The organism is Alicyclobacillus vulcanalis, assembly GCF_900156755.1.
GTDB classification, from domain to species: Bacteria; Bacillota; Bacilli; order Alicyclobacillales; family Alicyclobacillaceae; genus Alicyclobacillus; species Alicyclobacillus vulcanalis.
The window spans coordinates 1-12,450 of record NZ_FTOO01000003.1 but is presented as its reverse complement, the minus strand read 5'-3'; the positions used below and the strand labels follow the sequence as shown (position 1 = coordinate 12,450).

Below are 12,450 nucleotides of genomic sequence, written 5' to 3'. Positions count from 1 at the left end.
TCCGATCGCGCCGCAAGCGAAGCCTGAAATCCACCGGGCGACCGGTGGGACAAAGGCGAGCAGATCGGATGAAGGAGGACACTGAATTTCATGTGTGGAATTGTTGGCTATATCGGCCCGAGGAATGGCAAAGACGTCGTCGTGGGCGGCTTGGCGAAGTTGGAATATCGCGGCTACGATTCTGCGGGTGTGGCGGCGCTCGCGGATGGGAACATCCGCATCGTCAAGGCGGTTGGACGCCTGGCGAACTTGGAGGAGAAACTGGCCGAGATGCCGCTCTCAGGTCAGGTCGCGATCGGCCACACGCGGTGGGCGACGCATGGTAAGCCGTCGGACGAGAACGCACATCCGCATCAGGACTGCAGCGGCCGGTTTGCCATCGTGCACAATGGCATCGTGGAAAACTATCTCTCCCTGCGTGATGAGTTGATCGCGCTGGGACACGAGTTTCGGTCGGAAACGGACACCGAGGTCGTCGCACATCTCATCGAGGAGATGTACAACGGCGATTTGTTCGAGACGATGATCGCCGTGGGCAAGCGAATCCGTGGCGCGTACGCGCTGGTGGTGATGGGCAAGGATCACCCGGATGAATTGGTCGCGATTCGCCGCGCGAGCCCGATGATCATTGGCCTGGGCGAGAAAGAGAACTTTGTCGCGTCGGACATCCCGGCGATCCTCGAATACACGCGCGACATCTACGTGATGGAGGACGGCGAGATGGCGGTCCTGCGCCGGGACGGCGTCGAGTGCTTCAACATGGACGGCGAGCCCGTGAAGAAAGAGGTCTACCACGTGACGTGGGATGCGGTCAGCGCGGAGCGCGGCGGTTACCCGCACTTCATGTTGAAGGAGATTCACGAACAGCCGCGCGCGGTGCGGGATACCTTGCGCGGAAGGGTCTCGGAGGATTTCAGCCGCGTCGAGCTTCCTGAACTGGGTCTCTCGGACGAAGACCTTCGGGCGATTGACCGGATTCACATTGTCGCGTGCGGGACGTCGTGGCACGCGGGGCTCGTCGGGAAGGCGGCGATCGAGGCGTTCGCGCGGATCCCGGTCAATGTCGAGATCGCCTCAGAATACCGGTATGCGAATCCCATCGTGACGGATCGGACGCTGGTCATCGCCATCACGCAGTCGGGCGAGACGGCGGATACGCTGGCGGCCATGCGGGAGATGAAGAAGCGCGGGGTGCGGGTGGTTGCCATCACCAATGTCGTCGGCAGCTCGGCGGCGCGCGAGGCCGACAGCACCATCATCACGTGGGCAGGTCCTGAGATTGCGGTGGCGTCGACCAAGGCGTACACGACGCAGCTCGTGGCGCTGTACCTGTTGGCCGTGCGGTTGGGCATGAGCCGGCAAACGCTCACGGCGGACGAGGCGCGCGAGGTGCTCACGGGGCTCGACAATCTGCCACAGGTCGTCGAGCAGGTGCTGGACACGGCGCCGCAGATCGAGTCATTCGCCAAACGGTATAAGGACGCGCACGATACGTTCTTTATCGGCCGCGGGATCGATTACGCCGTTTCGCTTGAAGGCGCGTTGAAGCTTAAGGAAATCTCCTACATCCACGCGGAGGCCTATGCCGCGGGCGAACTGAAACACGGCACGTTGGCGCTCATCACGGATGGAGTTCCGGTCATTGCCCTCGCGATGCAGCCGGAACTGTACGAGAAGACGCTGTCGAACATCGTCGAGGTGAAGGCGCGCGGCGCATTTGTCCTGGGGCTCACCTGGGTGGGCAACGAGGACTTGGAGAAGACGGTGGATGAGGTGATTTATCTGCCGAAGACCTTGCCGCTGCTTGCGCCGGTGGCAGCTGTGATTCCGTTGCAGCTTTTGGCGTACTACGCGGCTGTGGCGCGTGGAAACGACGTCGACAAACCGCGCAATCTGGCGAAGAGCGTGACTGTGGAGTGAACAAGACAGGCGAACCGGGGGTCTCGGTTCGCCTGTTTTCCGTTGAATCACCATGCCGAGTCTGACTTGTCTATTTTGTCTGTCTTGTCTGCAGTATAAGAATGGATATGGCGAGGTGAATCCTTCATGGCTCTTGACGAAGCTCTTCGCGGCGTATCTTCGTGGATGGAGATGGACCGGCGCTACGTGTGGCATGGCATGGTCACGCATCAAGCTGCGAAAAACCCGCTCGCCATCGTGGCCGGAGAGGGGGCCTATGTGGTCGATCTCGACGGACGGCGCTACCTGGATGGCATGGCCGGGTTGTGGTGTGTGAATCTCGGCTATTCCCAGCCGAAACTCGCAGAGGCGGCCTATGCGCAATTGAACACGATGCCGTATTACCCGCTCACGCATACGCATCTTCCGGCTATTCAACTGGCTGAGAGGCTCAACGAGTGGTTGGGAGCCGAGTACCGCGTGTTCTTTTCCAACAGCGGTTCGGAGGCCAATGAGGTCGCCTTCAAAATCGCGCGCCAATATCATGCGCAGCGAGGGGAAGCCCACCGATGGAAAATCCTTTCGCGCTATCGCGCGTACCACGGCAACACCATGGGCGCGCTTGCTGCATCCGGACAATTTGATCGGAAGTACCGCTATGAGCCGCTGGCGCCGGGTTTCGTGCACGTTCCTCCGCCGGATTGTTACCGCTGTCCGTTTGGCCGTACGCCATCTTCCTGCAGACTGGAGTGCGCCCATCACATCGACGACGTCATGCGTTGGGAGATGGACGAGACCGTCGCTGCGATGGTCCTGGAGCCGGTGATCACCGGCGGCGGCGTTCTCGTTCCGCCCGAGGGTTATCTGAAGGCTGCGGAGGAGATTTGCCATCGGCACGGGGCTCTGCTGATCGTAGACGAGGTCATTTGTGGCTTCGGCCGAACCGGAGCGCCCTTCGGCCACCAGCGGTTGGGCGTGAAACCGGACATCGTCACGATGGCCAAAGGGATCACGAGTGGGTATCTGCCGCTTGCCGCCACGGCGGTTCGGAAAGATCTCTATGACGCGGCGTTTGCGCGCGACGACGACGAGCATGCCCACCTTCGCCACGTGAACACGTTTGGCGGCCACCCAGCCGCTTGTGCGGTGGCGCTGGCCACGCTCGACATCATGGAATCGGAACACCTTGTGGATCGCGCTCGCGATCTCGGCGACGCACTTGCGCGAGAGCTCGAACGCCTTCGCGGGCTGCCTGCGGTGGGGGACGTGCGTTCGTTCGGGTTTCTGGCCGGCGTCGAGCTCGTCGAGGACCGGGACGCGAAAACGCCCGCGACAGCCGCCTTCGCTTCTCAGGTCGTGGCCGAGTGCCGCAAACGCGGCGTGATCGTCGGTAAAACGGGGGATACCACGCCCGGGGGCCACAACGTCATCACGCTGTGTCCGCCTTTTGTCGTCTCGGAGGAAGAGGTTCGCCATATGGTGGACGTGCTGGGCGACGCCTTGGATGCGCTCATGTGAAAGTGTCGGTGCGGCGGGCATGGGCTGCGCGCGGGCTGGGCTGCAGCTCTCGACACAGCGGCGCCCGGATGTCCACCGCGGCGCGACGTCCGGGCGCTATGCCAGCCGCATCTGCTGTGTTGGCTTCGGCCTCGCAACGTTCGTCGACAGAGCGGGGAGCTTGTCGTACACCGCCTCAAGCATCCGTCCGACGCGATCCGCCATCACACTCGGGGAATAGGGCATGCCCTGCTGCAGCCACCACTCGACAGTGCCGACGTACGCGTTGACGACAAACTGCAGGATGGCGTCCTCTTCCGGCAATGGATCGCGGCCCACGACGCGCCGGATCTCGCGGGTGAAGGAGGCCATGCAGGACTCGACGTACCGGCGCCGAAAATACGGAGCGCCTGCTTGGGTCAACATGATGCCGAAGAAGTCGTAACGATCCGCCAGATACTGAAAGCAGTGTTCGGTCGCCGGGACCCAGTCCAGGTCGCACACGCACTGCCCGAACTCGTCCATCTCTCGGATCGCTTCTTCCATGATGCGATCGAGCAGGTCGTACTTGTCCAGAAAGTGGAGGTAGAAGGTTTTTCGGCTGACGTTGGCCCGCTCCGAGATGTCCTGCACGGTGATGTGATCGAAATCCTTTTCCTTCATCAACTCGACGAAGGCATCGCGGATGGCCTGCCGCGATTTTTGCACGCGCCTGTCCACGCGCATCCCCTCCTCACGTGCTCGCAGTCTGGCCCGTAGGAAACGCCCGTAGGAAACACATCCTGCCTGGGTGAGTAGTAATGCACACGGGTGCGCCATCTGTCCATGGCCAGGCATACGGCCTACGTTACAATGATACACGGATGCGTCGTATTTCACATCCGTATCGCATGGACAGAGGAGGTCGGGACGATGCAGGTCAAGGCTCGCGGAGTACTGAGCAAGGAGAGTCCCTTTCACGCCATAGAGATCGAGCGGCGGGAACTTCAGCCGGACGATGTACTGATCGAAATTCAGTACTGCGGCATCTGCCATTCCGACATTCACGCCGCCCGAGGCGAGTGGGGTGAAGTTCGATACCCATTCGTGCCAGGCCACGAGATCACGGGAGTCGTGACTCGCGTCGGCACGCAGGTGACCAAGTTCCGTCCCGGCGATCGCGTCGGTGTCGGCTGCATGGTCGACTCATGCGGCGAATGTGAAAACTGTCGCCGGGGCGACGAGCAGTATTGCGTCAAGGGGAACATCCAGACCTATGGCAGCATCGATCGCTACGGCCAGTACACCATGGGCGGATATTCCACGCACATCGTCGTGAAGGAGGACTTTGTGCTCCGCATCCCAGACGCGCTGCCGCTGGACAAGGCCGCTCCGCTTCTTTGCGCGGGGATCACGACGTATTCGCCGCTGCGCCACTGGCAGGCGGGCCCGGGGAAAGAAGTGGCGGTGATCGGGTTCGGCGGACTGGGTCATATGGCGGTCAAGCTTGCCAAGGCGATGGGCGCAGACGTCACCGTGCTCTCCCAGTCGCTGCGCAAGAAGGAAGACGGGCTGCGGCTTGGCGCGAAGGCCTATTATGCGACGAGCGACCCGCAGACCTTCCGCGATCTCGCCGGCCGCTTCGATCTGATCATCAACACGGTCTCGGCCAAAATTCCGATCAGCGCGTATCTCGCGCTTCTCAAGACGGACGGCGCACTCGTCAACGTCGGCGCGCCGCCGGAGCCGCTCGAAGTGAACGCCTTTGCGCTCATCGGGCAGCGCCGCACGTTTGCGGGTTCCTGCATTGGCGGGATCCGCGAGACGCAGGAGATGCTCGACTTCTGCGCCGAGAACGGCGTGACGCCGGAAATCGAGGTCATTTCGGCGGACGAGATCGACGCGGCGTGGGAGCGAGTGCTGAAGTCCGACGTGCGCTACCGATTCGTCATCGACATCAGCACGATGCGCGGCTGATCCTGGGCGTTGCTAGCCCGCAGGTCGTTTGCGCGTTACAATGGAACCTGGATGGTTGGAGAACGGAGGCACCGGCACCGGCCTCCGTTTTCTCGCGTTTATCGAGGGAGTGAGCGTATTGACCCGGCAGGAGAGCCCCTACCGGTGGGCAGTCCTTTTCACGGCGCTCGCCGCGTACTACCTCATCGTCAGTCAACGGACCGCGCCTGGATTGGTGACCAACCAGTGGATGGGCGAATTTCACGTTTCGGCGGGGCTCCTCGGCCTGATGGACAGCATGCAGTTCATGGCGTACGCGCTGCTCCAGGTCCCGGTGGGCATTTTGGCGGATCGGTTTGGCCCCAGCCGATTCCTGATGTTCGGGACGCTGACGAACGCGCTGGGTACGCTCGCGACGGGCGTCGCCACGCACACGTGGGTCTTGTTTGTAGCGCGGTTTCTCGTCGGCGTCGGCGATGCCACCATCTTCGTCAACCTCGTCGCCGTCATCAATGAGTGGTTTCGAGCACAAGAGTTCGTCGCGCTGCTCGGCATCATCGGCGTCGCCGCAGGACTGGGGTCGCTGACTGCGACGGTGCCGTACGCGCTTTGGATCCACGCCTGGGGCTGGCGCAGCCTGTTTATCACCGTGAGCCTTGTGCTGTTTTGCGTCGCCGCAGGTTTGTACGAGATCCTCGTGCGGCGGCCGAGGCGAATGTTCGCGACTCCCACGGTTCGAGCTGGCGAGCCGGTGCGTCCCCCGAGCGTCCGCGCCGCCATTCGGGAGACGTTTACGTCTCGTCAGGCCTACGCACTCGCGATGTGCCACTTCGGGCTCGTCGGCACATACGTCGGCTTCATGGGCTCCTGGGGCGTCGCGTACCTGATGCAGGTGTTTCACATGCCGCGATCGGCGGCGAGCGCCATTCTGATGCTGGGGCTTTTTGGCGCCATGGCTGGTGGGCCCGTCACGAGCTGGCTGGCCAGCCGCTTGGGCCGTCCGAAGCGCCTGTACACCCTGGTGCACGCGGTCACCTTCGCAAGTTGGCTTTTGTGGTTTGCCGCCGGCCCGCGCCCCTGGCTCGGCCTGGTGCTGCTCTCGCTCGTGCTCATCGGCTTTGGCAACGGCGGGAGTTCCTTGACCTTCGCCATCGCGCGGCAGACCTTCCCCGTGGAGCGCGTCGGCGTGGTATCGGGCTTCGCCAACATGGGCGGCTTCGTCAGCGCCGTGCTCCTGCCATCGGCCTTCGGCGCCGTGCTCGACCACGTTCCGGCCGATCGCGTCCTTGGCTTTCACTTCGGACTCGCCATTCCGGTCCTCTTCACCGCGGTGGGCCTCGCGGGGGTGCTCCTGGCGCGCGACGCGAGACGTTCCAGGGTCATCGCCGTGCAGGAGACCCTCTGAGCAAGGCCCAGACACACCGCGCTTGGCGTGACGCCCATGAAGCCCGGTGTCATCGCACTGGGTGATACGTGAGGTTTTGCACAAACGCCCGCATCCGGCGGAGCGCTTCCTCGATGAGCGCTACGGACGTGGCGTACGAACAGCGCACAAACCCCTCGCCGGGATCGCCAAACACGTTGCCGGGTACGACGGCCACGCCCTGTTCGAGCAACAGCCGCTCGGCGAACTGTTCCGAGCTGAGGCCCGTGGAACGGATGTCTGGAAACGCATAGAACGCGCCGCGCGGTTCGTGGCAAGGCAAGCCGATTTCGTTCAGCCCGGCGACAATCAGCTTTCTGCGCCGGTCGTAGCTTTCCACCATGCGATCCCGTTCATCGTCTCCGTTGCGCAGGGCCTCCAGCGCCGCTCGCTGCGCCATGTGCGGCGCACACATGATGGTGTATTGGTGAATCTTGAGCATCGCCGAGAGAATGGGTTCCGGCCCGGCTGCGTAGCCGATCCGCCAGCCCGTCATGGCATAAGCCTTGGACATGCCGCTCACGACCACCGTCCGTTCTCGCATGCCCTTGAGGGACGCGATGCTGACGTGATGGCCTCCGTATGTCAGTTCTGCGTAAATTTCGTCCGAAACGACGAACAAGTCGTGGCGAACGACAACGTCCGCGATGGCTTCCAAGTCCGCCTTCTCCATGACAGCGCCGGTCGGATTGTTCGGGAAGCAAAGCACCAGCACCTTGCTGCGCGGCGTCACGGCCCGCTCCAAGGCCTCCGGCGTCAATCGAAACCCGTCTTCCGCGCGCGTGGGAATCTCCACCACGTCGGCCCCGGCGAGAAGCGCACACGGCTTGTAGCTGACATACGTCGGCACGGGAATCATCACTTCATCGCCTGGGCACACCAGCGCTCGCAGCGCCAGGTCAATGGCTTCGCTTCCCCCCACGGTCACCAGCACTTCACTCGACGGATCGTACGCAAGTCCGAATTTCGTCAGATATTTGGCGATCTCGACGCAGAGCTCAGGCAATCCGCGATTCGGCGTGTACGTTGTGTAGCCTTGTTCCAACGAGTACATGCACGCCTCGCGCACGTGCCAAGGCGTGACGAAGTCGGGCTCGCCCACTCCGAGCGAGATGACGTCCTGCATCTGACTGGCGAGATCGAAAAAGCGGCGGATGCCGGAAGGGGGCAGATGACGAACGACGGGCGACAATCGATCATACAGCGTGTTCATGGCGTGATCATCAATCGCCTTTCTCCATCGGTGTCGTCGTAGATGACGCCATCCGACTTGTACGTCTTGAGGAGGAAATGCGTCGCCGTGGACGTCACGTTTTCGAGCGTGGACAGCTTCTCGGAGACAAAGCGCGACACTTCGCGGATGTCGCGGCCGACGACCGTCACTTGCAGGTCATATCCCCCGGACATCAGGGCGACGGATTTCACTTCCTCAAACCGATAGATCTTGCGGGCGATGGCGTCAAAACCGACCTCTCGCTGCGGCAGCACCTTGACGTCGATCACGGCCGTGACTTGGTTGACAGGGAGCTTTTCCCAATTGACGACGGCCGAATAGCGCAGGATGACGTGCTCCTGCTCGAGTTCCCGAATGGTGCTCTCGATGACCTCCGGCGATTCGCCGAGCATGCGAGCGATGGTTTCGGAGCTGAGTTTGGCATTCTCGTGAAGGAGATCACAGATCTTGAGGCTCAGTGCGTCGTTCATAGGATTCTCCTCTGTAGACCGCGTTGTGACCGGAAGTCGCGTGTGCCTTCCATTGTAACACAGAAGAGCCGAGTGTGCCGGAAGATTTCGATGAAAGGCGTGCAACCGCCGAGATGGGGCGAGGGGAGCGAATCACTGGGTTGAATTCGGTCAAAAAGACTTTGCGACATGACAAAATACATGGTACAATAGAGGAAAGTTATGAATCCTGTAGGAGTGATAGGATGCCGAAGACGGTGGAGACCAGCCTCGGTAAGGTGCAGATTGCGGAAGAGGTCGTCGCAAAGATTGCGGGCATGGCCGCGTTGGAATGTCCTGGGCTGGCCGGCATGGCGCCGCGCCGCCAGGTGATGGACCGCCTGAACGAGGTGCTTCGGCGAGAAAACCTCGAGCGCGGCGTGGACGTCCAGATCGGGCCGAATGGTGATGACGTCAAGGTCGGACTCTACATCATCGTGCAGTACGGCGTGAACATTTATGATACTGCTGTGAACGTCCAAGAGCGAGTGGCGGACGCGCTGAATCGGTACATCGGTATGGATAACACCCAAATTCACGTCTACGTTCAAGGCGTGGATTTCGGCGAAGGCAACCGTTAATCGCTTACCGTTCTACAGGATAGGAGAAAACGCCGCCGGGCCATCGCCCGGCGGCGTTTCACATACCGTCGCGCGAGCGCCCGCGGTTCGCGAAGAACGCCAGAAGGCGCTCGGCGATACCCGCGATGGATCCTTCACGCTCCCACGCGCGGCCAAACCCGTAGAAAAGAGCGACCAGTACCGCCAGCAACACCATGCGCCAAAAACCCACGATCATCCAGACAATCCACACCAGCACGCCGATCATCAAGCCATGGTATCGATGAGGCAGGGATATCACCCACTCCCAAGCTTCCCGCAACCACTCACGCACTCGTACCACTCCAAACTCGGTTCATCGGCCGGTTCCCGTCGCCAAGCTCCGTGACCTGCACAAGCACGCGCTCGATGGGCACGTGGGTGGTTTCCTCCAAGTACGATTTCACCACAGTCTGCGCCTCTCGCGCCAGTGCGGCGATGTCGATGTCCGGCAGGACCTGCATGCGCAGGTTGAGAATCAGGCCGCCCTGACCGTGGCGCACCGCGGTTTCAAACGACGATACGCCGCGCAGCTGCGAGCCCTTGCGATTCGCCAGCTGCACAATGGTCTGATGCGCGATGCGGATGGGGCCGTGATCGCCCGTCACCAAAACCGAGTCCACCTTCGGATCGCGCGGTTTGCGCCGGAAAAAGAGAAAGCGGATGGCGATGAGCGCGGTGACCGCGCCCACCACCATGGTCACGTCATTGTACGGCTGGCGCGTGAGTTCCATCTGGGCCCAGCCCACGGGTACAGCCGCGCCTACCAGAACCACGGCGACGCCGAGGATCAGGGACACAATGGAGAGGATGAATAGCAAAAGCCGATCAAACCAATTCACCTTCATTCCCCCTTTCTCGAGTGGCCCTTCACTTGTTCATCTGATCTTTGGCCTTGTCCGCCGCGCGATCCGCCGCGTCCTTCGCCGCATCGGTGCCGCGCTCCACAGCCTGTTTGGCTTGTTCGAGACCGCGTTGGACGGCGTCTTTCGCGGCGTCGACGCCTTCTTTCACCGTCTGCTTTGCGCTGTCGACCTGCTCAGGCGTCGCGGCTGTGTTGCCGGTCGTGTTGACCTTGTCCGCCGCATGTCCGACCGCGGACTGGGTTGCATCCGCCGCCTTATCCACCGCGTTTCGCGCCGCGTCGGCCGCCTGGCTAGCCGCGTCTCGAACGGCCGAAGCTCCGCGCTGGGCCGCGTCCTTCGTCGCGTCATAAGCGGACTGCGCCGTCTCTTTCACCGCCTCGAGCCCCTGCTGCGCCTTTTCCGCCGCGGCCTCCATCGCTTGCTGGGTCTTCTCCTTTGCGGTGTCGACCACGTCCGCCGTCTTCTCCTTGGCCGCCTGCGTCGCAGACTGCACCTTGCTCTTCGCCGTGTCGTACCCTTGCTTCACCAGATCCGATCCCTGCTGAATCAGATTCGAAACCTTACCCGGCAATCCAAATCCCTCGCCTTCCTCGTCTTCATCGCGCAGCGACAGGCCCACAACATGGACATTCACAGCCGACACGCGCAACCCGGTGTAGCGCTCGACGGAGGTCTGCACATGCTCCTGAATCTGCGAAGCGACATCCGGGATGCGATAGCCGTACCGCATGACCACCTGCACGGTCAGCGTGCACGACTGCGCCTCGTTGGAGAATTCGACGCGCACGCCGCGCGTGAGGTTGCGGCGGCCCGTGATCTGCTCCGCCAGCCCACTCATGGTCGATCCCGCCATTTTCGCGACACCTTCGATCTCCGACATGGCAACGCCTGCAATGGTCTGGATCACATCCTCCGCGATGTGGATGGTCCCGCTCTCCGCCAGGGTATATTCCAAGTTCGCCATAGCTTCGCCCTCCTGTTCAGTCTCGATCACGTCTTCTCCTGCCCGACATCCAAGGTTCGGCATCGGACGATGAGCACGCGTTTCTTCAATCGCGTAATCCGCGTTTGTCGAAGCTGCGTGAGTCGCGCGTCCCCATGCCTTCCGCGTATCCGGGCTTGCCGCACGGGCCGGCGCCTCGCGGCCGCCGCGTGCGTGTCCATGGTCACACCGACTCGAGCCGACGCACCACGCTCCTCTCACGAAGAGTTGGTTTGTGTGCGATTGTATCAAATGATATCTAAAAAGGAAAGCAACGAATGAATGAAAATAAAATTGTATAAAGATACATTCCGTGTAAATGCATCTTTTCCGCAGACGAGTTTGTCTGCCGACCTCGCTGTGTCATGCCGTTCTTGTTGCAAACGCGTTGTGTCGAATCTGGCTGTGGCGCCATGGTGCAGGAAGTTCTGAGGAGCAAGAGGTCTGTTTGTGGCCTTCCAAGGATCTGCTCCGCCTGGCAACGGTGGACGCAGGCTCATCGCGCATGCCGTACCAGTACAGGTATCCTATCGGAAGCATAAACCAATCCGCTTTCCAGGACAAGCTTTCCTGTCGAAAAAAGTCGATTACGCTCATTCTTCCAAACACCCAGGCAATCGCCGGACCGGAAGATGATGGGGCGCGCACGCGCAAACGCGTCCCGTGCGCGCGTCGACCCGTCCGCGCGCCATGCGGACTGGATACCCGGAGGGGGTTTGGTGTACGATAAAGAAGAGCCGTGGCCCCCGTGGCCTCACGGAGAGGAGCGTGTTCGTTGGACGATACACATGCGCACACCCACAGCTATGAACCGATGAAGAGCGATCTCGTCCGGCGGCTGCGCCGCATCGAAGGACAGGTGCGCGGACTTCAAAAGATGATCGAGGACGGCCGCTACTGCGTGGATATCCTGGTTCAGATCGCGGCCGTCAAGAGCGCCCTGCATCAGGTGGGCCTGTCCATTCTCGAGTCGCATACGCGGGGGTGCGTCGCCGACGCGCTGCGGGAACGGGATCGCGAACAAGAGAAGGTGGACGAACTCATTCACGTGCTTCGCCAGTTCACGAAGCTTTGAGGCGGCCATCGTTCCAGCCGCCGTCCGCTCAGGGGAGATTCCTGCGAGAGGAGGTGATCCGATGGCTACGACCACGCTGCGCGTGAAGGGCATGACGTGCGACGGATGTGTGCGCTCGGTGACGCGCGCGCTCTCGGCTGTGGAAGGCGTGACGTCGGTCGACGTGAGCCTCGAGAAGGGGGAGGCCGTCGTCACACATGCGGACTCGACGCCTGTGTCGGCTATCCGGACGGCCGTCGAAGAGGCGGGCTACGACGTCGAGTAAACTCGGCGCACACGCATTTCCATGTATCGGCGACGCGGATGGAATCATCTTCCTCTGTGTTGCGCGCCTTGGAGGCACGCGATCCCGCTTCCGAGCGTATAAAGTTTGAGTAGGGTTTGCTTCTGGGAGGATTCTCCGAGGCAAAAGAGAAGAGACCTCACTGAGACAAGAAAAAGCCCGCGTTGCA

Annotated in this window: 13 protein-coding genes; 7 read left to right on the top strand and 6 right to left on the bottom strand. The window is 61.6% G+C overall.

Features of this window, described 5'->3' with window-relative positions; genetic code table 11:
• The first annotated feature begins 90 nt into the window (after positions 1-90).
• Complete coding sequence (gene glmS / locus BW934_RS04180) at positions 91-1,920, top strand: glutamine--fructose-6-phosphate transaminase (isomerizing) (RefSeq protein ID WP_076345454.1); 1,830 nt, start codon at positions 91-93, stop codon at positions 1,918-1,920.
• 126 nt (positions 1,921-2,046) lie between these two features.
• Entirely contained in the window at positions 2,047-3,417 is a 1,371-nt protein-coding gene (locus BW934_RS04175) for an aspartate aminotransferase family protein (RefSeq protein ID WP_076345452.1), read from the top strand.
• 96 nt (positions 3,418-3,513) lie between these two features.
• Here the strand turns inward: BW934_RS04175 and BW934_RS04170 are convergent, their stop codons facing one another.
• On the bottom strand, positions 3,514-4,116 hold the full coding sequence (locus tag BW934_RS04170) for a TetR/AcrR family transcriptional regulator (RefSeq protein WP_076345450.1): 603 nt from the start codon (positions 4,114-4,116) through the stop codon (positions 3,514-3,516).
• Positions 4,117-4,308: 192 nt separating this feature from the next.
• On the opposite strand from BW934_RS04170, the gene BW934_RS04165 reads away from it, so the two are divergent.
• Positions 4,309-5,352 carry an NAD(P)-dependent alcohol dehydrogenase gene (locus tag BW934_RS04165; protein WP_076345448.1) on the top strand — a complete coding sequence of 348 codons (1,044 nt, stop codon included), beginning with the start codon at positions 4,309-4,311 and terminating at the stop codon, positions 5,350-5,352.
• A gap of 118 nt (positions 5,353-5,470) precedes the next feature.
• Positions 5,471-6,736, top strand: a complete 1,266-nt coding sequence (locus BW934_RS04160) for an MFS transporter (RefSeq protein WP_076345940.1) — start codon at positions 5,471-5,473, stop codon at positions 6,734-6,736.
• A 49-nt stretch (positions 6,737-6,785) separates the two neighbouring features.
• On the opposite strand, the gene BW934_RS04155 is transcribed toward BW934_RS04160, so the two are convergent.
• On the bottom strand, positions 6,786-7,967 hold the full coding sequence (locus tag BW934_RS04155) for an aminotransferase class I/II-fold pyridoxal phosphate-dependent enzyme (RefSeq protein WP_076345446.1): 1,182 nt from the start codon (positions 7,965-7,967) through the stop codon (positions 6,786-6,788).
• Positions 7,964-8,458, bottom strand: a complete 495-nt coding sequence (locus tag BW934_RS04150) for an Lrp/AsnC family transcriptional regulator (RefSeq protein ID WP_076345444.1) — start codon at positions 8,456-8,458, stop codon at positions 7,964-7,966. The genes BW934_RS04155 and BW934_RS04150 overlap by 4 nt, the downstream gene beginning before the upstream one ends.
• 224 nt (positions 8,459-8,682) lie before the next feature.
• Here BW934_RS04150 and BW934_RS04145 point away from each other — a divergent pair, with 224 nt between their 5' ends.
• A complete protein-coding gene (locus tag BW934_RS04145) occupies positions 8,683-9,057 on the top strand; it encodes an Asp23/Gls24 family envelope stress response protein (protein WP_076345442.1) in 375 nt (124 codons plus the stop codon).
• 58 nt (positions 9,058-9,115) lie between these two features.
• Here the strand turns inward: BW934_RS04145 and BW934_RS04140 are convergent, their stop codons facing one another.
• From BW934_RS04140 to BW934_RS04130, 3 genes are read right to left on the bottom strand one after another with little or no spacing between them, the layout of a single operon-like run.
• Positions 9,116-9,307, bottom strand: coding sequence for a DUF2273 domain-containing protein (locus BW934_RS04140; RefSeq protein ID WP_407639943.1), 192 nt, complete (start codon positions 9,305-9,307; stop codon positions 9,116-9,118).
• A gap of 55 nt (positions 9,308-9,362) precedes the next feature.
• Complete coding sequence (gene amaP / locus BW934_RS04135; RefSeq protein ID WP_234969557.1) at positions 9,363-9,923, bottom strand: alkaline shock response membrane anchor protein AmaP; 561 nt, start codon at positions 9,921-9,923, stop codon at positions 9,363-9,365.
• Between the two features lie 22 nt (positions 9,924-9,945).
• Complete coding sequence (locus tag BW934_RS04130; RefSeq protein WP_076345936.1) at positions 9,946-10,905, bottom strand: Asp23/Gls24 family envelope stress response protein; 960 nt, start codon at positions 10,903-10,905, stop codon at positions 9,946-9,948.
• A 793-nt stretch (positions 10,906-11,698) separates the two neighbouring features.
• Here BW934_RS04130 and BW934_RS04120 point away from each other — a divergent pair.
• Together BW934_RS04120 and BW934_RS04115 are read left to right on the top strand one after the other, a co-directional pair.
• Complete coding sequence (locus BW934_RS04120; protein WP_076345436.1) at positions 11,699-11,998, top strand: metal-sensitive transcriptional regulator; 300 nt, start codon at positions 11,699-11,701, stop codon at positions 11,996-11,998.
• Between the two features lie 61 nt (positions 11,999-12,059).
• Positions 12,060-12,263, top strand: a complete 204-nt coding sequence (locus BW934_RS04115; protein WP_076345434.1) for a heavy-metal-associated domain-containing protein — start codon at positions 12,060-12,062, stop codon at positions 12,261-12,263.
• The last annotated feature ends 187 nt before the right edge of the window (positions 12,264-12,450 follow it).

Bases quoted from the DNA above. Each gene is read 5' to 3' on its own strand.
- BW934_RS04150 (WP_076345444.1), bottom strand. From the start codon at position 8,458: ATGAACGACGCACTGAGCCTCAAGATCTGTGATCTCCTTCACGAGAAT.
- BW934_RS04175 (WP_076345452.1), top strand. From the start codon at position 2,047: ATGGCTCTTGACGAAGCTCTTCGCGGCGTATCTTCGTGGATGGAGATG.
- BW934_RS04130 (WP_076345936.1), bottom strand. From the start codon at position 10,905: ATGGCGAACTTGGAATATACCCTGGCGGAGAGCGGGACCATCCACATC.
- BW934_RS04165 (WP_076345448.1), top strand. From the start codon at position 4,309: ATGCAGGTCAAGGCTCGCGGAGTACTGAGCAAGGAGAGTCCCTTTCAC.
- amaP (WP_234969557.1), bottom strand. From the start codon at position 9,923: ATGAAGGTGAATTGGTTTGATCGGCTTTTGCTATTCATCCTCTCCATT.
- glmS (WP_076345454.1), top strand. From the start codon at position 91: ATGTGTGGAATTGTTGGCTATATCGGCCCGAGGAATGGCAAAGACGTC.
- BW934_RS04145 (WP_076345442.1), top strand. From the start codon at position 8,683: ATGCCGAAGACGGTGGAGACCAGCCTCGGTAAGGTGCAGATTGCGGAA.
- BW934_RS04115 (WP_076345434.1), top strand. From the start codon at position 12,060: ATGGCTACGACCACGCTGCGCGTGAAGGGCATGACGTGCGACGGATGT.
- BW934_RS04155 (WP_076345446.1), bottom strand. From the start codon at position 7,967: ATGAACACGCTGTATGATCGATTGTCGCCCGTCGTTCGTCATCTGCCC.